At 37.6% G+C, this 21,758-nt stretch carries 16 protein-coding genes and 1 riboswitch; of the genes, 13 read left to right on the top strand and 3 right to left on the bottom strand.

All coding sequences use genetic code 11. The features are described 5' to 3' along the window. Positions 1 to 8: 8 nt before the first annotated feature. Positions 9 to 743 (top strand): sugar phosphate isomerase/epimerase family protein, encoded by a 735-nt coding sequence (locus SB717_RS04435; protein ID WP_074678952.1) that lies wholly within the window; start codon positions 9 to 11, stop codon positions 741 to 743. 31 nt (positions 744 to 774) lie between these two features. Here SB717_RS04435 and SB717_RS04430 read toward each other — a convergent pair whose 3' ends face one another. Then, complete coding sequence (locus SB717_RS04430; RefSeq protein WP_410903321.1) at positions 775 to 1,290, bottom strand: GNAT family protein; 516 nt, start codon at positions 1,288 to 1,290, stop codon at positions 775 to 777. Positions 1,291 to 1,776: 486 nt separating this feature from the next. Between SB717_RS04430 and SB717_RS04425 the strand changes: the two genes are divergently transcribed. The 10 genes from SB717_RS04425 to SB717_RS04380 all read left to right on the top strand — a co-directional run bounded on the left by SB717_RS04425 (position 1,777) and on the right by SB717_RS04380 (position 16,266). Further along, positions 1,777 to 3,384, top strand: coding sequence for a diguanylate cyclase (locus SB717_RS04425; RefSeq protein WP_410903320.1), 1,608 nt, complete (start codon positions 1,777 to 1,779; stop codon positions 3,382 to 3,384). A 6-nt stretch (positions 3,385 to 3,390) separates the two neighbouring features. Beyond that, positions 3,391 to 4,434: a HEAT repeat domain-containing protein gene (locus SB717_RS04420; protein WP_410903443.1), complete on the top strand. Its 1,044-nt coding sequence runs from the start codon at positions 3,391 to 3,393 to the stop codon at positions 4,432 to 4,434. Further along, on the top strand, positions 4,424 to 5,833 hold the full coding sequence (locus tag SB717_RS04415; RefSeq protein WP_074678944.1) for a glycosyltransferase family 2 protein: 1,410 nt from the start codon (positions 4,424 to 4,426) through the stop codon (positions 5,831 to 5,833). The genes SB717_RS04420 and SB717_RS04415 overlap by 11 nt, the downstream gene beginning before the upstream one ends. Then, on the top strand, positions 5,830 to 9,078 hold the full coding sequence (locus SB717_RS04410) for a hypothetical protein (protein WP_410903319.1): 3,249 nt from the start codon (positions 5,830 to 5,832) through the stop codon (positions 9,076 to 9,078). Before SB717_RS04415 ends, SB717_RS04410 begins: the two co-directional genes overlap by 4 nt. A 2-nt stretch (positions 9,079 to 9,080) precedes the next feature. Continuing rightward, positions 9,081 to 9,449 carry a response regulator transcription factor gene (locus tag SB717_RS04405; protein ID WP_074678942.1) on the top strand — a complete coding sequence of 123 codons (369 nt, stop codon included), beginning with the start codon at positions 9,081 to 9,083 and terminating at the stop codon, positions 9,447 to 9,449. Beyond that, positions 9,439 to 12,312, top strand: coding sequence for an ATP-binding protein (locus SB717_RS04400; RefSeq protein WP_410903318.1), 2,874 nt, complete (start codon positions 9,439 to 9,441; stop codon positions 12,310 to 12,312). Before SB717_RS04405 ends, SB717_RS04400 begins: the two co-directional genes overlap by 11 nt. Before the next feature lie 456 nt (positions 12,313 to 12,768). After that, a complete protein-coding gene (locus tag SB717_RS04395; protein ID WP_074678938.1) occupies positions 12,769 to 13,143 on the top strand; it encodes a DnaJ family domain-containing protein in 375 nt (124 codons plus the stop codon). Between the two features lie 36 nt (positions 13,144 to 13,179). Next, positions 13,180 to 13,986 carry an alpha/beta fold hydrolase gene (locus tag SB717_RS04390; protein WP_410903317.1) on the top strand — a complete coding sequence of 269 codons (807 nt, stop codon included), beginning with the start codon at positions 13,180 to 13,182 and terminating at the stop codon, positions 13,984 to 13,986. 12 nt (positions 13,987 to 13,998) lie between these two features. After that, entirely contained in the window at positions 13,999 to 14,586 is a 588-nt protein-coding gene (locus tag SB717_RS04385) for a histidine phosphatase family protein (RefSeq protein ID WP_074678934.1), read from the top strand. A gap of 360 nt (positions 14,587 to 14,946) precedes the next feature. Beyond that, the gene (locus SB717_RS04380; RefSeq protein WP_074678932.1) at positions 14,947 to 16,266 is read left to right on the top strand and encodes an aspartate aminotransferase family protein; all 1,320 of its coding nucleotides are present in this window, start codon (positions 14,947 to 14,949) and stop codon (positions 16,264 to 16,266) included. Between the two features lie 159 nt (positions 16,267 to 16,425). Continuing rightward, positions 16,426 to 16,525: riboswitch (SAM riboswitch) on the top strand. A gap of 244 nt (positions 16,526 to 16,769) precedes the next feature. Here the strand turns inward: SB717_RS04380 and SB717_RS04375 are convergent. Both SB717_RS04375 and SB717_RS04370 read right to left on the bottom strand, forming a co-directional pair. After that, positions 16,770 to 17,399 carry a hypothetical protein gene (locus SB717_RS04375; protein ID WP_410903316.1) on the bottom strand — a complete coding sequence of 210 codons (630 nt, stop codon included), beginning with the start codon at positions 17,397 to 17,399 and terminating at the stop codon, positions 16,770 to 16,772. 53 nt (positions 17,400 to 17,452) lie between these two features. Further along, positions 17,453 to 18,031 carry a YkoF family thiamine/hydroxymethylpyrimidine-binding protein gene (locus SB717_RS04370; protein ID WP_410903442.1) on the bottom strand — a complete coding sequence of 193 codons (579 nt, stop codon included), beginning with the start codon at positions 18,029 to 18,031 and terminating at the stop codon, positions 17,453 to 17,455. 513 nt (positions 18,032 to 18,544) lie between these two features. Between SB717_RS04370 and SB717_RS04365 the strand changes: the two genes are divergently transcribed. Continuing rightward, the gene (locus tag SB717_RS04365) at positions 18,545 to 19,888 is read left to right on the top strand and encodes a 5'-deoxyadenosine deaminase (RefSeq protein ID WP_410903315.1); all 1,344 of its coding nucleotides are present in this window, start codon (positions 18,545 to 18,547) and stop codon (positions 19,886 to 19,888) included. 490 nt (positions 19,889 to 20,378) lie between these two features. After that, entirely contained in the window at positions 20,379 to 21,704 is a 1,326-nt protein-coding gene (locus tag SB717_RS04360) for an NCS2 family permease (RefSeq protein WP_013055656.1), read from the top strand. Positions 21,705 to 21,758: the final 54 nt, after the last annotated feature.

The raw sequence follows: 21,758 nt of genomic DNA, 5'->3' as shown, positions 1-21,758 counted from the left end.
GAGAGAAGATGGGAGAAATACCTGTAGGAGTTCAGCTTTATACGCTGCGTGAAGAAATGAAAAAAGATTTTAAAGGGACGCTTCAAAAAGTAGCTGCTTTAGGATACCAAGGGGTAGAATTTGCAGGGTACGAAGGGTATACAGCGCAAGAAGTAAAAGCATGGTTAACGGATTTGCAGCTGAAGCCAGCTTCTAGTCATGTGCCGCTTGAACAATTAGAATCAAATTTAGAGCAAGTGATTCACTTTGAACAGCAAGTTGGAAATTCACATATTGTTTGTCCTTATTTAATGCCTGAACGACAAACGGAAAAAGGATATCACGTGCTTATTGATTCTTTAAATGATATTGATGCGTATTGTAAAAAAGAAGGCATGTCGTTTAGCTATCATCATCATGATTTTGAGCTGAAGAAATTGTCAACTGGAAAGTCAGCTCTCCACACGATCTTAGAAGAAACTGAGGTAAACGTAGAGCTGGACATTTATTGGTTGACTAAAGCAGGCGAAGATCCAGTGGAGTGGATGAAGCATTATCAAAATCGGACGCCTTTTATCCATTTAAAAGATATGACAACGGACGGCGAGCAATTTTTTGCTCCTCTTGGTACCGGAGGAGTAGATGTAAAGGCTGTAATACAAGAAGGACATAGAGCAGGCGTAAAATGGTGGATTGTTGAACAAGACCAATGCAAAGAAAATCCTCTTAGCAGCATAAAAAAAAGCTTAGCATATATCAAATAAAAAAAACGAACAGACGCTGTCTGTTCGTTTTTTATTGATAAGCCGGAGTCCATTCAATTTCTCCGCACTTATTCGTATAATCAATATTTACCTCAAAGTTATGTTTTTCGTAAAAATGAATCAATCTTTCGAGATGATCCCAGTCACGCTCAGCGATATCTCCTTTTATGACATGAACATTTTGATCCACTGCGACTTCTTTTAAATAGTTCATGCATACCGAGCCATATCCTTTATTAGCAGGTCCTTTAATGTCACCGATAAAAATCGTGTGAGTATCTTCATATACGCCATCGATGGCAAAATCCCAAGACCCTCTATAAGCTTTTTTGCATTCGTTTAGCATAATTTTACATGCACTTCCGTCATTTTGTGCCGATACAATAACTAACTGATTATCTTCAGGCTGATCGACACCAATAACTTCATACTTTTTAGCAATTTCTTTTAAATTATCCTGCATGCGAAATAGCTGAAACTCTAAATCATCAAGTGTTTCTTTTAGTTCTTCTGCATTCTGGTTTTTTTCTGTAAGCTGAGTAAACATTTTATACTCCTTTCCGTCTGTTTTCGGTCTAAGTGCGCCTATGACAAAGAGGACACGGTGTATAAAGCGAAACTTTATTTAGCAAAGTATCTACCTTAGTAAAAATATAAAAAGGAAAGAACCTGATTTGATTGATCGTTCATCAAAACGGCTGCTTTCCTTAACATTCACTTTTAAATTTTTCACAACGTGTATAAGGGTAACAAAGACTCATTAATTTTGTCAATAAGGTTGTAGGTCTATTTATAAAGAAGATAACAGGTCATTTTACTTATTGGTAAGGAAAAATAATAGGTGAAAAAAGAATCATTTTAAAGTAAAATCATTTGAGGAAAAGTATGGTTAAAGAGTAATTACTTTTCATTTAGAAAAAACATACTTAAAATAAAAGTAAGAAAATATTTCATTTACTTACAAAATGTTACATAAAAATGGATGGAGTAATATGGGGTAAGTGTTAACTATATCGAACAAAGGGTGTATAAGATGGATAAATATCAAATTGCATTATTAGCTAATGTCCGCAAACAGCTGCAAGAGTGGACTGATCAAACTGAAGAAATACCTCATGAAGAGGTGTACCGCTTTTTGCATTCAATTTCTGGAACGTCTGCAACCATTGGACTGCATTATTTAGGAGACCGCTCCCGCGAGTTAATGGAAGCTTTGGAAAAAAAACAGAAAAAAACCTGGGATTACGCGGAGTTAAATGCTTTTTTATTAGATATTATTAAAATTTCTTATCAAGATGAAATTCAATCGGTAGAAGATATAAACAAACAGATGGAAATCAGTGAAAAAACAGCTAATATTTTACTTGTGGACGACGATCTTTCAATGCTGATGTATTTAAAAGAACAGTTTGAAAAACAAGGCTGGTACGTATTAGCAACTGCATCTAAAGAAAAAGCTATTACGGCTTTTTACGAATTAAAGCCGGATTGTTTTGTTGTAGATGTACATATGAAAGACGGTACGGGATTTGACATTCTTTCATTTTTGCGTGATAAAACAAAGCAACTGTTCGTCCCGATTGTCATGATGAGTGTTGATAATCAAAGAGAGACGCGCTTGCAGGCCTTTAGATTAGGGGCTGATGACTTCTTTGTTAAACCTCTGGATATGGAAGAAAGCGTACTTCGAATTGGGCATCATATTGAGCGAAAGAAGCTGCTTAACTCTTTTTCAATGGTTGATGAATTAACAGGAGCCTATAACCGAACGTATTTAAAAGAAATTTATAGTCAACAGTTATCTAGCTACGCCCGCTCAAAAGAGCCTTTTTGTATAGCTCTTTTGGATCTAGATTTATTTAAGAGAATAAATGATCAATACGGGCACCTTATGGGAGACCAGGTGCTGAAAGCATTTGTAGAATATATGAAGCATGAAATTCGTCCAACAGATCACATTTTTAGATATGGAGGCGAAGAATTTATTCTTTTACTGCCAAAAACCAATATAAAAGAGGCAGAAACAGTATTAAATAGACTGTTGGATTCCTTTGTGGAAAAAGTGTTCACACATCAAAGCAATTCGTTTTATTGCAGCTTTTCCGGCGGAGTTGTAGAAGTGCATAACAATGAATGGGCGTTAGAAAAAGCGCTTCATCAAGCTGATGAAGCATTATATATAGCCAAGGAATCGGGACGTCAAAAAATTGTAGCTTCTTCTCAAAGCAAGCTAGTTAAAAAGCGAACGCTTCGTATGGCTATTATTGATGATGATTCTATCATTCGAACGATGCTAAAAGAGCTTTTAAGCAAGATTGATGTAGGAGATCGCTATGAAGTGAAAATAGAAGTGTTTAAAGACGGCATCGAATTTTTTGAGTCCCAATGGATTCACTCTAGCGATCAGTACTTTGTTATTTTAGATGGAATGATGCCTAAGATGGATGGCTTGGAAGTGCTGCAAAAATTAAGACAGCATAAACGTCACGATCAGTACACGGTTATTATGCTTACATCGAGAAACAGCGAACAAGATATTCAAAGAGCATTAGAGCTCGGGGCAGACGATTACATGACAAAGCCATTTAAGTTAATGGAGCTTGAAGCGCGCGTACGTCATTTAATGAAGAAGGTGAAATAAGTGGCGATGCCCATTCAAGTGGTATATGTCTTATTTAGCGGATTGCTATTGCTTTTAGTCTGTTTTCTAAGTTATTTACTTATTCAAAAAGCGCGTTTAAACGCTTTTCGAGCAAAAGTAGAATTCTATAAAGATAGTATGAAAGAATCTCTTTTTATTTATTTATACAGAAAAGATGAAGAGCATCGGGTAGAGCCTAAAAATAAAATAGAGCTGGCGGGTATAGAGGAACTATTGAGCGGTTTTTCTGCAGCTGTGCAAGGCGATGAAATTCTAAATAACATCACGCTCTATGCGGAGAAGGTTTTTACTCCCAAATATAAAAAAGAGCTGCATCATTCTAGGTGGAGTGTCAGAATGAATGCCCTTTATGCTATTGAAGACTTTGGTCTAACTACACTAACAGACCAATTAATAGAAATGTATGAGAAAAAAAATAGTACAGCGGCTGAAAAAAATCAAATTTTAAAGATTCTAGTTAAGCTGAACCGTCCTGAGTTTGTTGCGTACATGACGAACGCTTCTAGACCGCTGTCTGAATTTATGTACCGCTCTTTGTTTGGAACTATGAACAGTGAACAGTTTCAGCAATTTATTAATAAATTTGAAGACCTGAAAGAAGAAATTCAGCTGCCTCTTATCGATATGATCGGTATCAATCATAAGTTAGAGTATATAGATTTCTTAAAAATGCACATGAAAAGTTCAGCAGAAGAACTGCGAATTCGTTCGTTGAAATCACTTAATGCTTTATCTTTTCCATTAAAAATAGAGGAGCTCAAGAAACATCTTCAGTCAGGTATTTGGCAAGAAAGAATGATGGCTACAAAACTAATAGGCAAAACGAGAGATGAGAAGGGGTTATCAATTCTCGAGCAGTCGCTAAAAGATTCTCATTTTCTTGTGCGTTCGAATGCTGCTCAGTCAATGATGAAAATCCCAACAGGTAAAGAATACTTAGTTCATGTATACAAAACGACTGATGACAAGTTTTCGAAAGATATGGCAGCAGAATGGCTTGAAAAAGGAGGAATTACGGTTGTGGAATAGTGTTTGGCATCTTTTATTGTCCATTTGCGGATGGGCTGTATTTGCTTATATGATTTTTGTGCTTTGTTTTTATTTTATGATGTTTATCATCTCTGCTTTTCAACTGCGAAAGCAATATCAATTAAACGATGAAGAACCTTATGAAGATTTGCTTGCGGTTAGCTATACAACGCCGTTATCTATATTAGTCCCCGCTTATAACGAATCTGTCGGGATTATTGGAAGCGTACGTTCACTGCTTGGAATCGAATATCCGGAATATGAAGTGATTGTAGTAAATGACGGTTCTTCAGATGATACGTTAGAAAAGCTTATCGAAGAATTTTCTCTTGTGAAAATGAATCGAGTTGTGAGAAAGCAAGTGGAAACGAAAGAAGTAAAAGCTGTCTATCGTTCTAAATTATACGATTATTTATATGTAGTCGATAAACAAAATGGCGGAAAGTCAGATGCATTAAATGCAGGAATTAATTTATCAAACTATCCTTATTTTTGTTCGATCGATGGCGATTCAGTGTTAGAAAGAGACGCTTTTTTAAAAGTAATGAAGCCAATTATTGATTCAGACGGAGAAGTAATTGCTTCAGGAGGAAGTATTCGAATTGCAAACGGGTGTAAAATTGAAAACGGCTCGGTCGTATCAATTGGACTTGATACGCAGCCGCTTGTTGTGATGCAGATTATTGAATATTTACGTGCCTTTCTTATGGGGCGCATTGGTCTCAGTCGCCATAATTTATTACTTATTGTGTCAGGAGCATTTGGCGTATTTTCTAAACGCTGGGTGATTGAAGCTGGGGGGTATTCTCATACAGTCGGCGAAGACATGGAGCTCGTTGTTCGCCTGCACCGGCTGATTAAACAGAAAAAAGCTAACAATCAAATTGTTTATATTCCAGATCCCGTATGCTGGACAGAGGCACCCGATGAAATCAAATATTTGCGAAGGCAGCGAAATCGCTGGCACCGCGGTTTATTTGATAGTCTTTGGAAGCATAAAGAGATGCTTTTTAATCCGAAATACGGAAGTATCGGAATGATTTCTATGCCTTATTTTGTGTTTATTGAACTAATCGGGCCGGTCATGGAAATGTTAGGCTATTTGTTTATTATCATTTCTCTAGTTGTAGGCGGGATTTATGTAGAATTTGCTTATTTGCTTTTTCTTTTAATGGTTGTATATGGTTCTCTTTATTCGATGGCGGCCGTTTTGCTAGAAGAGTGGAGCCTTCGTAAATATCCAAAAGTATCTGATATCGCTAAGCTGTTTGTTTTTTCGTTGACGGAATCCTTTTGGTATCGACCTCTAACTGTTATATGGCGCTGTCATGGATTGTTGGATGTTATTCGCAATAAAAAAGGCTGGGGAGACATGCAGCGAAAAGGAGTTTCACAATGAAAAAATGGTTATTAATCGGCGGCATTATTTTGGTTATGGCAATAACGGCTTCTCCATTTCTTATTTGGCAGCTAAAAAAACCAACTGATTTGAATATGCTTGTCATTGATAAAACAGTGCCAGATCAAACGTTTCGAGAGCATCAAGGCTTAATGTGGATGCTGAATCAAGCGAAAGTACGCAAAGACGGGAAGCCTTATGAAATCTCAAAAGATTATGCAGGATTTTACCCGAAAGGAGATAAAACATACAGCATTAAATCTCTGCCAAAAACAAACTCTGCAGATATGATTTATATCACGGACACGTATGGTGTATACAAAGAAGATTTAGGCATAAAAGCTAAAAGAGGAAATCGTTCTCAATTGGTATATGGAGGCATGACTTTTGAAGACGTGAGCTACGTTAAGAAAGCGCTGAATGGACGTACAAAAACGCTGATTGGAGAGTTTAATACATTTGGAAGCCCTACTTCCTTAGACGTTCGCAAAGAACTGTATGAATTGTACAATGTTACGTGGTCCGGCTGGATTGGTCGCTACTTTGAAGAATTCGGCAGTGAAGAAGTTCCTGCTTGGGTGAAAAGTGCTTACAAAAAGCAGTACAACAAAGAGTGGAGCCTTACAGGAAAAGGCTTATTATTCGTTAATGAATCCAATAAGCTCGTTATTATAACGGAAAAAGAATTAAAAGAAAATCCAGTATGGTTTCAATATACAAAACAAGGAAAGAAAACATTGAATTTACAGGATGAATCTGCTTATCAATATTGGTTTGACGTAATTACACCCCAGCAAAAAAGTGATGTGCAGGCTCAGTTTACCTTTCACTTGGGTTCTAAAGGAAAAAACAAGCTAAAGGAAAATGGTATCCCTTTGTCCATACCAGCAGTCGTTCATCATAACAAAGAGCGATATGATACTTATTACTTTGCAGGAGATTTTGCAGATCAAGGAGAAGTACCTTCCATTTATCAAACCTCTTTTTACCCGGTGTGGAAGAAATGGACAGAGAAAATCGGAAAAGAAGATGAATCTTCTTTTTACTGGACTGTTTATCTGCCTCTTATGAATAAGATCATAGATCAACAGCAAAATGAATCACAGCCTGCTTCTGTTACTTTTAATAAAAATATGGAAATCTATGAAGATGCTGACCTTAAAGTAGCAGGGAAAGTAGGAAAAGATTATTTGCAAGTTTATCAAAACGGAAAATGGGAATATTTTCTTATTAAAGGAGTAAATATGGGCATTAGTAAGCCAGGCCATTTCCCTGGTGAGACTGCTATTTCGAAAGAAGAATATTTGCGCTGGTTTGAAGAAATTGGAAAGATGAATGCCAACTCAATCCGAGTATACACCATTCATCCTCCCGCCTTTTATGAAGCGCTTGCTGAGTATAATCAAAAAGCTAAAGAACCTATTTATCTTTTTCATGGGGTATGGGTGAATGAAGAAGTTTTTTATGATTCACAAGATGCTTTTGCAAAGGAAAATACAAAAGAATTTGAAGCTGAAATGAAAAGGATTGTAAACGTTATTCATGGAAAGGCAACACTGCCAAAACGGACAGGACATGCAAGCGGAACGTATACAGCAGACGTGTCTCCTTATGTTTTAGGATGGATTATAGGAGTTGAATGGGATCCCACGGTAGCTCTTTCGACAAACGAAAAACATAAAGGAATGAAAGATTTTAAAGGGCAGTACATCTATACCGAAAAAGGCAACCCCTTTGAAATTTGGCTTGCTCAGCTTATGGAAAAAACAATTTCCTATGAGCAGGATAAATATGATTGGCAGCGGCCTATGAGCTTTACGAACTGGGTGACGACGGATTTGCTTACTCATCCATATGAGCCTTCTGAAGACGAAGATAAAGTGTCTGTTAATCCTAATTTAATTCACACAACTAAAAAATTTGAGCCGGGCTTATTTGCCTCTTATCATATTTATCCGTACTATCCTGACTTTTTAAACTATGAACCTCGTTATCTCGCTTATCGAGATCATCGAGGAGAGAAAAATAACTACGCAGGCTATTTGCAAAATATGAAAGAAGTTCATCATATGCCCGTGCTTGTTGCTGAATTTGGCATTCCGGCTTCGCGAGGACTCACCCATAGAAACGTATACGGGTGGGATCAAGGCTTTCATACGGAACAAGAACAAGGCAAGATTCTGTCACGCTTATACGAAGATATTGTGGAAGAGAAAATGGCTGGTGGCATGGTCTTTACATGGCAAGATGAATGGTTTAAGCGAACATGGAATACGATGGAGTACGACAATCCGAACCGCAGACCATTTTGGACGAATTTGCAAACGGGAGAGCAGCATTTTGGCCTGCTGAGTTTTGATCCAGGAACAAAGCTAAAAGTCAAAGTAGACGGCAAATCAGATGATTGGAAAAAGCTGAACAGCAAGTCGGTATATAAGCCGTCTAAGAAGTTAAAAGCATTAAACATTACAAGTGATGAAGGTTATCTATATCTACACGTGAGTGCAAAAGAACTGGAAGATCAAAAGCTTTATTTCTTGTTTAACACGATTAACAATCAGGGACAGTCAAAGATTCCTCAAATTCCTTCTTTAAAAACAAAAGGAATTGATTTTGTAGCAGAATTAAACGGGAAAGAAGACAGTCACTTGTGGGTAGACAGCTATTACGATACGTATTATTTTTCGTATGCCCATCAGCTTCAAATGATTCCATCGGTAAAAGGAACCGATACAAAAGATAACGGCATGTTTAATCCAATCAGGCTCGCCCTTAACAAAGAGTTAGCGATTGGAGAGGGGGAAAATAAGAGAACCATTCCTTTTGACGCCTATGAAACAGGGAAGCTTCAAGAAGGAAACAGCGACCCTAACTCTCCTTCATTTGATTCGCTAGCAGATTTTAAAGTGAATGAATCAAATGGAATTGCTGAACTTCGCATCCCTTGGGCGCTTTTAAATGTAAAAGACCCGAGTCAAAAAGAAATAATGGGAGATATTTGGTCTAAAAAAGGATTAGAATCCAGTGAGAAAATAAAAGGAATTCAAGTGGGAGTCGTGGCTGTTAATAAGAAGAGCAATAATGTGGAAGATACGTTTCCGACTCAGAAAAAAGGCGAACTTTTATTAAAAGATTTTTACTTATACAAGTGGAAAAATTGGGAGTATCCAACTTTTCACGAACGAATAAAGCCGTCCTACTTCATATTGCAAAAAACGTATGGACGACTACAAGCGGAGGAATGACAATGGCAAAAATTTTATTAGCGGAAGATGAAGAAGTGCTTCGTATGTTAGTGGTAGATACGCTTGAAGATGAAGGACATGATGTGACGGAAGCAGAAAATGGCGAAGAAGCTTTGGAATTTATTAAAGAACGTGATTTTGACTTAATTATTTTGGATTATATGATGCCTGTGTTCACCGGGCTTGAAGTCATTCAGCAGCTGCAAGAAATGAAAGATAAGCGCCATACAAAAGTATTGATGCTTTCAGCTAAGAATCAAGCTGCTGATCAAAGCCGAGTGTTAGAAGCGGGGGCTGCGTATTTTATGTCTAAGCCGTTTAGTCCCCTATTACTGGCCGAACGTGTCGAGGAAATTTTAGATGAACAATAAACTAAAACGAAAAAGTATCTCAACCCAGTTCATCCTCTTAGCGAGTATCCTTTTACTTGCTTTTGCAGCGGGTTCAACTGTACTTGTCGTACGGCAAAAAGAAATTACAGCTGATTATGCCCAGTACAGGGCACAAGTACGGGAAAAGGCACAGCTGCTATCTAAAATTGATAAATCAATGAACAGAGCTTTTTTGCAGGCTCGTGGGTTTATTGCGTTTGATTCAGAGGATATGTATAACGAGGCTGCAAGTCAGCAAAAAATTATCGAAGAAAATCTCGATCGACTTTCAGGTTTAGCCGCAGATAGACGTGAACGTACGTTTGTAAATGAAGCGACGGTGATGCTAAACACGTATTTTAATCAAACGCTTCCTTATTTTAAAGATATTTACGACAAAAAAGGTATTGAAGGAGTCCGCTCTAGTCCTGAGCGGAAGGCTGCTTCTAAATCAATAGAACAAATGCAAAAAGAACTTGATGACTACCAAAATGAATTAACTAAAGACTTAAATACACAGTACGATGATACGTCGAGTGAGATGCAGAAAAGTCAAACGCTTTTTATTTTGTTTTTAGCGTTTACGGTAGTGATTTTATTGTTGCTGACACGAGTACTGCTAAGTAAGTTTGTTAAGCCGCTGAGTCAGCTGGCGTATACGGCAAGCGAAATTGCTGCTGGAAAAGAAATCCCTATAGCTTTTGATGAACAAAGAAAAGATGAAATCGGCATGTTATCTCAAGCTTTTTACAAGATGGTATCAACTTTGCAAAATAACGAACAGGAGTTAACGGCTCAAAATGAAGAGCTGATTGCACAGCAAGATGAGTTGCACAGTCAGCAAGATGAACTTCAGCACGCATTAGAGCTGACAAAGGAACGAGAGGGAGAGTTAGAATTGCGCAATTTATTTGTGCATGGACTAACAAATTCTCTTCACAAGCAAGAAGTTCTCACGAGTGCTGTCACAAACATGAGCCGGGTGATGAAAGCTGATCACGGTTTTATTATGCTAACCGATGAAAAGACACATGCTTCATTTGGTCTATCTTCATCAAGTGTTCAACAGATGATGGAAAACCTTCATAATAATTATATTGATCATGTGCAAAAGACGAAAAAATGTATGGTAGTAAAAAGAGAGTGTATAGAACATGAGCGCCTATATCATCAGCAAACGTTTTATTTGTATGATGTTATCGTACCAGTGTTGTCTTCACAGGGAGATATGCTAGCCTATATGTTTTACAGTCGCTATGCGGATGAGTACACAGAGCATGAATTACAGACATTTGAAATACTGGCCAAACAAATCACGATTGCTCTTGAAAAAATTTATATTTACGAAGAGTCTGAGCACGACCGCCTGCTATCTCAAGATATTTTAAATTCGATTCAAGAAGGAATGCAGCTTGTAGATACAAGCGGTACGATTCTACAAGTGAATACGAAGATTAGCGAATTGTTTCAATATGAGCATCAAAGCGGGCTTCTTCAGCTCTCTCTCAATCAATGGCTAGATGCTCTCTCTCAAAAAGTCGAAAATATACAGCAGCTAAGACAATACGTTGAAGCCATTTGTAAGGGAGAGCAAGTAGAAAAGTCTTTTGTTTATTACCTGTACACGGATGGTAAGCGAAAAGTTATAAAAGTTTATAGCGAATACGTGTATCGAAACCGTCAGATGTTTGGCGTATTGTTCGTTCATCGTGATATTACGAAAGAATTTGAAGTTGATCAGATGAAGTCGGAATTTGTAAGCACTGTGAGTCACGAGCTGCGCACACCTTTAGCAAGTGTGTTAGGGTTCACTGAGCTTATGTTAAACAAAACATTAAAAGAAGAAAGACAGAAGAAGTATTTAACTACTATTTATCAGGAAGCACAGCGGTTAACGTCTTTAATCAACGATTTTCTGGACGTCCAAAGAATGGAAGCGGGAAAACAAACCTACGATAAAAAGTATCAAGACATTCTGCCGCTTATTAAGCAGGTAATTGAGGTCCAGAAAATACAAACAAGTAAGCATGAATTTGATATGATTTCTGATCAAGAGCATTTTACAGTAATGGGAGATAAAGATAAACTGCTGCAATTGTTTAATAATGTAATTAGCAATGCAGTGAAATATTCGCCCGATGGAGGGAACGTTACAGTTAAAGTGTATCAAAAGGAACACGCTGTTTATATTGATATTCAAGATGAAGGAATTGGTATACCAAATGAAGCGCTAGGTCAATTGTTTACCAAATTCTACAGAGTAGATAACTCCGATATGCGCAAAATTGGCGGAACGGGTCTAGGATTAGCCATTGTAAAAGAAATTGTAAAAGCTCATGGCGGAGACATTACTGTACAATCGGAATGGAAAAAAGGAACAACATTCACGATTGTTCTCCCGCTTCTATATGAAGTTCAGTACGATGAAGAGATGATAAATACGAATGATAACCGTAAAAGCGTAGTGATTGTAGAAGATGATAAAAGTTTAGCGACGCTTTTACAGGTAGAATTAAAAGAAAGCGGTTTTCATGTTCGGTATTTTAACAACGGAGAAGACGCATTAAACTCTATTCATCAGCAAAAGCCTGAAGTGGTTGTTCTAGATATTATGCTAGGAGAAAATAAGTTAGACGGGTGGGATGTTTTAAGACACCTCAAAGAAAATACAGGGACAGAAAAAATTCCTATTTTAATCTCATCTGCTTTAGATGAAAGAAGCAAAGGGTTAGAGCTTGGAGTGTGTGAGTTTCTGATTAAACCCTATCAGCCTAGTAAATTATCCAAAACGATTCTCCAGCTGCTTTTGAAAAAACAAGAGCACGAAGGAGAAATTATGATTCCATCAGATAAAGAAGAGTAGAAATTTGGTGAGGCTTCGTTATATGTACGGAGTCTCATTAAACGAAAAGAAAATTAGCAAAGTAATACAAAAAAACGTTGAAAACGCTCTCAAAATGTGGTTTTATAGAAAGTAGGCATAACATGATGACCTTAGAATTACCTTTTTCCACCTCCTTACATGCGTAAGGAGGCTTTTTTGTATAAATATAGTAAGATAAGATAACAAAACCTGATGCAGAATCGTTTATTGAATTTCAGCTAGTTAAGAAACTGCTCAAGAACGTTTGATAGTGAAAGGCGTGAAGCTCTGGAGATTATTTCACAAAGGGAGGATAGTCTATCTAAGAAGTGAAGGTAGTTCAATTTTTATAATCATAGTATAATAAAAAATACGGTTATAAAAGCTGTGTTTGTTATACATCTTTTATATAGAAGGTAAGATTGAATTTTATATTTTTTTAAAGGAGGTCTTTCCTTGGATATTGCGTATATAATTGCTGAAGAAAGAATTAGACAAGCAATAAAAGACGGTGACTTTGATAAGCTGCCTGGGGAAGGAAAACCATTAAAGTTAGAAGATTTATCACATATACCTGAAGAACTGCGCCAAGCGTATAGGATATTAAAAAATGCAAATATGATAAGTGATGAACAAGAGCTGAAACGAGATATGGCTACAATAGAAGAATTGATTTCTATATGCACGGATGCTAATGAAGAACAAAGGCTAACAGAGATGCTTACGGAAAAGCGTTTGCGCTTTGAGCAGCTCGTTGACAAGAAAAAGATGACAAGTTCTGCAGCTTACAGGATGTATCAGAATAAAATTTACTCCAAATTTTTTTATTAATGAGTGTAATGGACGAGATGATCGGAGGGTGAGAACTTGCGGCTGTTAATTTTATTGATTAGTATCATACTATTTATTTCGCTTTGTTTTTATATTTTTGCCCCACAAATAAAACGAGGTGCCCAATCGAAAAATGTGCCGGTTTTATTTATTCATGGCTATTTAGGCAGTCAAAAAAGCTTAGGGAAAATGATTAAACGATTTGAACAAAACGGATGGGGAACTAAAGTAGGTTACTGCGTTGTTCAAAAAGATGGAGCTATTCAGTGGAAGCATATTATGAAAGCAAAAGAGGGAAAACTTCCGCTTATTCATATCGTCTTTAAAAAGCCAGATGCCAGTATTGCACAGCAGCAAAAATGGATTGAAGCTATTATGCAAGATGTACGTGATACATATAAAGCATCTTCTGTTGATTTAGTTGGACATAGTATGGGAGGAGTAACAGCAGCAGCTGTTAGTTTGGCTAACCCTCAATATATTCAAAAGTTAGTTACATTAGGATCACCAATTCAAGGATTAGATTATCAGGAATTAATGGAGATGTACCCTCATGCACGCAATCATATTGAATCTATGGGTGCTCGTGATTTAGCTTTTCACTCTATAGCGTTAAACAAGCTGTACGAAAGTCGTCAAGATTTCTCAAAAGAAATCGACGTTTTTTCAGGAGCAGGAGACGTGGGAGATAGGACAGATGGAGTGGTAACAGTAGAAAGTGCGTACGGACTGCAAGAGTTTACCGAACACATTCATCTTCAAACGTTTCATGAAGCACATTCAGATTTACATGAAAGCTCAGAGGTTGATAAAGCTGTCTATCAATTTCTAAAACGGGATTAAAGGGGGATTACGATGCTTTACTTAATTAGACACGGCCAAACGGATTGGAATAAAAACAAACTTATTCAAGGGCATGCTGATATTCCGCTCAACGAAGCGGGAAAGCAACAAGCTAAACGCGTAGCGGAACGTTTTCGAGATATCCATATTGATGTAATCTATACAAGCGATTTGCTTCGTGCGCAGGAGACGGCTAGGGAAATTGCAGCAGCTGCTAAAGTAGAGAAAGTTGAGGTTTGTGAGCAGCTGCGTGAGCGCTCTTTTGGAGAACTAGAATCAAAGAACGTAGAAGTTCTGCATGAGCTTGTGCCAAACTATGCAACAAATTGGGGAGAAGAACCTTTATATAGTATTGAAACACTCGAAGCCGCTCAAGAACGGATGGTTCAGCGGTTAACGGAAATTATGAAGAAATCTATCGGAAAGAAAGTAGCAGTTGTTAGTCACGGGGCGGCAATTAATACATTCATTCATCATGTAACAAGCGGAGAGCAAGGAACAGGGACTACTATTTTACAAAATACATCGATTACAACTTTTGCTTATGAAAGTGGAAAATGGCGTCTTGAAACGATCAATGATGCCAAACATCTTGAATAAATATACTTAAAGAGGCTGTGACAGTAGTATTTTAGTTGAGGGGAAATCCGAACGATTAATCGTTCGGATTTTTATATGGTTATGGTGAACGTAGCTTTCATATATGTAAGTGATTCTAGCAGTTGATTGGAGGGAAAGGTGAAGACTCCTGCGGGAAAAGCGGAAGGGATAAGACCCCGCATATTAATTTTATATATAAATATTTATACAATTGATTTTAATAAAAATGCATAGTAAAATAAGCTTTATTACTATTCTATTAAAGCGTTTAGTATAACTGAATTTCCTAATATTGTTTAATAAGTAACTATATTTCGGAATAAGATTAATTGATTTGTATAATTTCAAGGAGGATGTAGTATGTCAAAAGATTGGAGTCACTTATTTGAAAGAATGCCTGAATTGCTAGCACCGACCATGGCTAAAGACCATCCGAATTTGCCCGTTGTGAAAGAAGAAGGATGCTATTATTATGGATTGGATGGTAAAGAATATCTCGATTTCACTTCCGGAATCGCTACGACAAATGTAGGACACAGACATCCGAAAGTAGTAAAAGCAATCAAAGACGGAGCAGATCAATTATTGCACGGTCCTTCAGGTGTCATTATGTACGAATCGATATTAAAGTTAGCCGATGAGTTAGGAAAAGTAACGCCGGGCAATTTAGACTGCTTTTTCTTTGGAAATAGTGGCACCGAAGCAATTGAAGGAGCCTTGAAATTAGCAAGACATGTCACAAAGCGTCCGTATGTTATTTCTTTTTTAGGGTGTTTTCATGGCCGCTCGATGGGAGCTTTAAGTGTTACAACATCGAAAAGCAAGTATAGACAATTTCAGCAGCCTTCGGGACTGACGTATCAAATTCCATATGCCAATCCAAAAGAGTGCCCTGCGGAGCTAGACAGCGATGTATACTTTACTGAAAAGCTTGAAAAAGATTTTGAAATACTCTTTAAGCACCAAGTCACGCCTGAAGAAGTGGCTGCCGTTATTTTGGAACCAGTATTAGGAGAAGGCGGCTATATTATCCCTCCGAAAAATTGGATGAAGAAGTTAAGAGAGATTTGTGATCGTCACGGAATATTACTTATTTTCGATGAAGTGCAAACAGGGTTTGGCCGTACCGGTGAATGGTTTGCTGGACAAACGTTTGATGTCGTACCAGATATTATGGCTATAGCAAAAGGAATTGCTTCTGGAATTCCGCTTAGTGCAACGGTAGCTTCTCAAGAATTAATGAAGCAGTGGCCTCTTGGCACACATAGTACAACATTTGGAGGAAATCCTATTGGATGTTCAGCAGCTCTTGCAACTCTTGAAGTGATGAAAGAAGAACAGCTGCTGGATAACACGAAAAAAATGGGCGCTTATGCATTAGAGCAGCTGCATCTTTTAAAGGAGAAACATTCAGTTATTGGGGATATCCGTGGTTTAGGACTTATGATTGGAATTGAAATTGTTAATCCGCATACGGGAGAAGGAGATGGAGACGCCTTATTCGAGATTTTGGACTTAGCTTTAGAAAAAGGCGTATTATTTTATTTTTGCGGAAATGCAAGTGAAGTTATTCGCATGGTACCTCCGCTTACTGTAACAAAAGAACAGATAGATGAAGGCATTCGTATGCTAGATGAGGCTATTACTTCTTTTGAGAAAAAGTCAGCTGTAAAAGCGTAATAAAAAAATTATATATTTGTAACCTAGTTGTCATAGTAATGGTAGCGATATCATAGTTTTAGAGGGAAAACAATTTTCTGAAAAGTAGTTGACATCTGTTTGTGCAGCATGTAACATAATATTTATCTTATCAACAATTATCAACAAAATTCGACAAACTTCTTATCAAGAGAGGCGGAGGGATAGGCCCTGTGAAACCTCGGCAACGGACTTTATAGAACCGTGCCAACTCCCACAAGCAGTGCTTGAAAGATGAGAAGAGACCAGGCTTACTAACAATTGTGATCCCAACCTCTTCTTACAGTCACTTAGACACTGTAAGTGGAGGTTTTAATTTTATGACAAGAATATAACGTTTAGATAAAAAAACAGCAGGTAATTCCGCCTGCTGTTTTTATATGCTGTAAAATGATAAATAACCTACCAGAATTCCTAGTAAAAGTACCCCGGCCGTAATACCAACAATCCACCACATCATTTTTTTCATCGTTTATTCCTCATTATCAATTGACTGTAGCTGTAGACCCGCCAGAAGCGCCAGAAGCCGTACCATAAGCGGTTTGTCTTTTGATTCCAGCATTTTTAGCTGCAACCTTCCACTGCCAGTCAATTCGCCCGTAGGCTCGATTATTTTGCACCCAAGATTTTGAGCTCTTTTTTGAAATAGACACAAGGGGGTTTACATTTTTTGTGACCACACCTCGTACACTTTTGACTGAAGTCACCGATGAGCTTTTCGTGTAATAGTCTACATACACCGTTAGTTTTGTTGTTGTAAATCCCGCCGCTTTATAAGAAGCCGTATAAGCTGCTGTTTTGAATAAAGGTGAAGCCGTTCTTGCTCCGTATGCTGCTGTACTTGCAGCTTCGACCGTGCCACTGCTCTCTTCAATATTCATTTTTAACAGAGAGGGATCCCTCAGTGATTGTACAACTTTTTGTTTTTGCTGACGCGACAGTTTTGAAAATTCATACAGTGAACTTTTATCACTTTGCGCTTTCAAGAACTGCGTGTAAGAAGCAACCGTTAAACGAGCAGGTTTTTCACTAGCCTGAACAGAGTTTGGTACGACTAATAGACATAATAATGCACCTATCAGGGAAAAAGAAAAAAATGTTCTTTTTGTAGCCATATTTATATAAATCCTTTCTAGTACTCTATCTTTATAAATAGATAAGAAGTAATTTATCGTTTTGAAGAAGGACTGTGTGCTGACATATTAACTGTCATCACGACACGAGCTTGCTGTACAGATTTCATAAAACATTCGTATAACGAAGCGAATACTTTGTCCACATCTCCTTCTAAAGCTGTTGCAAAAGGCACGATTTCGGCAAATACTCCCTGTTGTTTAACTGCGCCAATTCCGCTTTCGATGATGTCTACATAATGTGGCGTATCTAATGGATACAAAGAAAATTGAGTGGATACAGGGAACGAAGCACAAAGCTGTTGGTTTGAAGGCGTGTTTTCTTTTGGTTTTATTTTTCTTTCTTCGAAATATTCTTCGTGACGCCCTGTTGAGAACGTGGCATTCAGCACAATATGCTTTTCTGATTTTCCAGCACTTTTATAAACGGCTTGAACAATTTCAAATACATCTTTGGCAGTTCCTTCAATAAACGTACTAACACGGTCCGTTTTTCGCTGAACTTTAGACATATCCACTTCGTTTAGTGCGCTTAAAATAATATCGATGAAGTTATCGCTCATAACGGAAAGCGTAAAACGACAGCCAACATTTATTTTTTCCAAGTTAATCACCCCTAAAATATAGATTTGTAGTTTTTTAATCATACAAATCATAAAATAACTTTTCTGTTTTGTATAGAAACAGAAGATAGATTCTTTATTTTTAGGCAATATTACATAGAAGAAACGAAAATAAATTGCATAACATGAAAATTAAGGGTGTTAAGAAAAGTCACATAATGAAAAAGAATAAAAAAACCATGTTAGAACTTCTGACAAAAAGCTGGTATGTAGATTGGAAACACCATATTATATATACAAGATCACATTATTCTCCTGCGATTTCGTATAACCTCTTGAAAAAGGGACTTGGGATTTTATCATAAATCCAACCTCCTAGCTGTATAATCAGCTAGGAATTTTTTTTACCCAAACTCTCTATCGCGTATGGGGTTATCTACACTTATTCAACTCAGAGCATGCACCATATATGTTTAAGACCAGTGTAAGAAAGATTGCTTGAAGATGTTAGTGTTCGGCTTGAGCTAGAAATAGATAGATGTTACGAAAGAGGGGAAAGAAGGTATGACGCACACATTAATTAAAAATGCAGAGATTATTACGATGAATGAGAAGAACGATATTATTTACGGTGACCTTTATATTGTGGGAAATCGTATTGCAGCCATCGGAAAAAATCTGCATCCGGAAAAGGTAGATAAAGTCATTGACGCAGCAAATAAAACGATTGTGCCTGGCTTTATACATACTCATATTCATTTATGTCAAACGCTTTTTAGAGGGCAAGCAGATGACCTAGAGCTGCTAGACTGGCTAAAGAAGAAAATATGGCCGCTTGAAGCTTCGCATGATGAGGAATCTATCTACTATTCAGCACTCTTAGGGATCGGCGAACTCATTCAAAGCGGGACTACAACAATTGTAGATATGGAAACTGTTCATCATACGGACTCTGCTTTTCAAGCTATATCTCAAAGCGGAATCCGAGCTCTTGCAGGAAAAGTAATGATGGATAAAAAAGGCGACGATCTGCCAAAAGCTCTGCAGGAGACAACGGCTGACTCGATCAAAGAAAGTGTAGAGCTGCTTGAAAAATGGCATAATTCAAATAACGGTCGTATTCGATACGCATTCTCCCCAAGATTTGTGCTGTCGTGTACGGAAGATTTGCTGCGTGAAGTGAGCCATTTATCAGCTGCCTATAATGTTCATGTCCATACTCATGCTTCTGAGAATCAAGAAGAAATTCGCATCGTAGAAGCTGAAACCGGTATGAGAAATATCATGTACTTAGATCATTTAGAATTAGCTAATGAGCGCCTTATTTTAGCGCACTGTGTGTGGCTAAACGATCAAGAAAAGCAAATTATTAAGAATCAAGGAGTAAAAGTCAGTCATTGCCCAGGCTCAAACTTAAAACTTGCATCGGGAATCGCAGATGTGCCCAGTTTATTAGAGCAAGGTGTATTTTTAAGTCTTGGAGCTGATGGCGCTCCTTGTAATAATAATTTGGATATGTTCAACGAAATGAGGCTGGCCGCTACGATTCATAAACCCTCGTACGGACCAACGGCCATGAATGCAAAGCACGTGCTCGAAATGGCTACAATCGGCGGAGCGAAAGCAGTTGGGCTTGAAAAAGAAATTGGAAGTTTAGAGGTTGGGAAAAAAGCGGATCTTGCTATTTTAAATTTAAATCAGCTTCATACCTTTCCATCTTACGGCGTAGATCCTATTTCTAGAGTCGTGTATTCAGCCACGCGAGGAGATGTAGAACTAACGATGGTTGATGGAGAAATTGTGATGGAGAACCGCGTGTTAAAAACCATTGACCAAGGAATTGTGCTGAAAGAAGCAAATCATTCGATTGATCGTCTTTTAAAAAGAATTCCACTTTTGATTTCATAAGATGTAAAACAAAGAAGAGGCTGGAATAAAAGTATTTTAACAAAAGTAAAACTCGAATTATTAATGGGAGTTATTGATTAATAATTCGAGTTTTTTGTTGTCAAGGTGAACGTAGGTTTCATCTGTTTAGTTGCTTCTAGCTGTTGATTGGAGGACAAGGCGTAGACTCCTGCGGTTATTCCATTTATTTGTCTTTAGAATGGATTGATTTAGTCATATCTCAATTTCTTTTTTGTATAAACGATTAAAAACAGCACTCTTGCACAGACTAAAGGGATAGAAGAAATAAATTTTCAAAATTCCAAACTGACGGAAGATAAAAATTTTTATAATGATAGCGTTTTCCACCTTTGCATATCTACAAATTAAGACTATAATAGGACAAAAGATTTTACTTTGAAACGTAAAATCCTCCTAAATCGTGTCCTTTTTAGGGCATTTGAATAGGTAGGATTTTTTATTTTTTTTGAGAAGTAGGGAGGCGCGCGTGTTGGAGCGTAACGGAATATTAGAGCGCTTGTTTAAACTATCAGAGCGCAACACAACACCAAAACAAGAAATACTAGCAGGACTTACAACTTTTATGACGGTCAGTTATATGGTAATTGTCAATCCCATTATCATGTCTGACGCGGGTATCCCCCGAGAAGCGGCTCTTGCAGCTACCATTTATGCCATTGTATTTAGTACGTTACTGATGGCTCTATGGGCAAACTTCCCGATTGTAACCGGTCCAGGGATGGGTTTAAATGCGTTTTTTACGTATTCAGTCGTATTAGGACAAGGATTGTCATGGCAAACGGCACTTGGTGCAGTTTTTATATCCGGGGTCTTATTTTTTGTTTTAACAGTAACAGGAATACGCGGAAAGATTATTGATGCCATTCCGAACGTATTAAAGTCTTCCATAGCAGTTGGAATTGGTCTTTTTGTTGCGTTTATCGGTTTGAAAAACGCTGGATTAGTTGTGGCAAACGAGTCTACTTTTGTAGGGCTTGGAAATGTAATGGATAAAGGTCCCTTACTTGCTATTTTTGGGCTGATATTAGCAGCTGTACTGATGGCTAAAAATGTAAAAGGCGCTCTTATTATAAGTATTTTTGCTACGACAATATTAGCGATGATTGTAGGAGTACAAGCAGTTCCTCATTCGGTGAAAGACGTCTTTTCAGCTACGCCACCAAGCGTCGGAGAAACATTTTTTCAAATGGATTTAAAGGGTGCAGTTGCCTATGGCATTTTTTCAGTTGTATTTTCTTTTACCATCGTAGAATTATTTGATACGCTGGCGACATTGATTGGACTATCTAAAAAAGCAAACCTAGTAGATAAAAACGGTAAAATTCCAGGTTTAAATCGTGCGCTTGCAGCAGATTCAATCGGTACAATGGCGAGTGCTATTTTTGGAAGCACTGCGTTAAATACGTATATTGAAAATGCAACAGGTATTGCAGAAGGAGGACGTACCGGCTTAAAGGCATTAACGGTTGCCATCTTATTTATATTTACCTTATTTTTTGCACCGCTTATTCAATTTATCCCAAGCGTTGCTACTGCTCCAGCACTCATTATTATTGGTTCACTTATGCTAAGTGACATTCGAAACGTTAACTTCGACGATTTTACTGAGGTTGTTCCCGCTTTCTTAACAATTGTCATGATGCCGTTAACCTACAGCATTGCAGAAGGGTTAGCATTCGGATTCATTTCATACACAGCGATTAAACTGTTTACAGGACGCCATCGTGAAATTCATTGGATGATGTATGTAATCACCATCGCCTTTTTTATCAATTTTTATATGAGTTCCCATTAGGAATGAAAAAGGCGTAGCATTAAGCTACGCCTTTTTTGTAAAGGCTTGTTAAGG

The organism is Priestia sp. SIMBA_032, from assembly GCF_046535215.1.
Classification (GTDB): domain Bacteria; phylum Bacillota; class Bacilli; order Bacillales; family Bacillaceae_H; genus Priestia; species Priestia aryabhattai.
The sequence above is the reverse complement of the archived record's forward strand: the minus strand, read 5'-3'. Positions and strand labels throughout refer to the sequence as shown.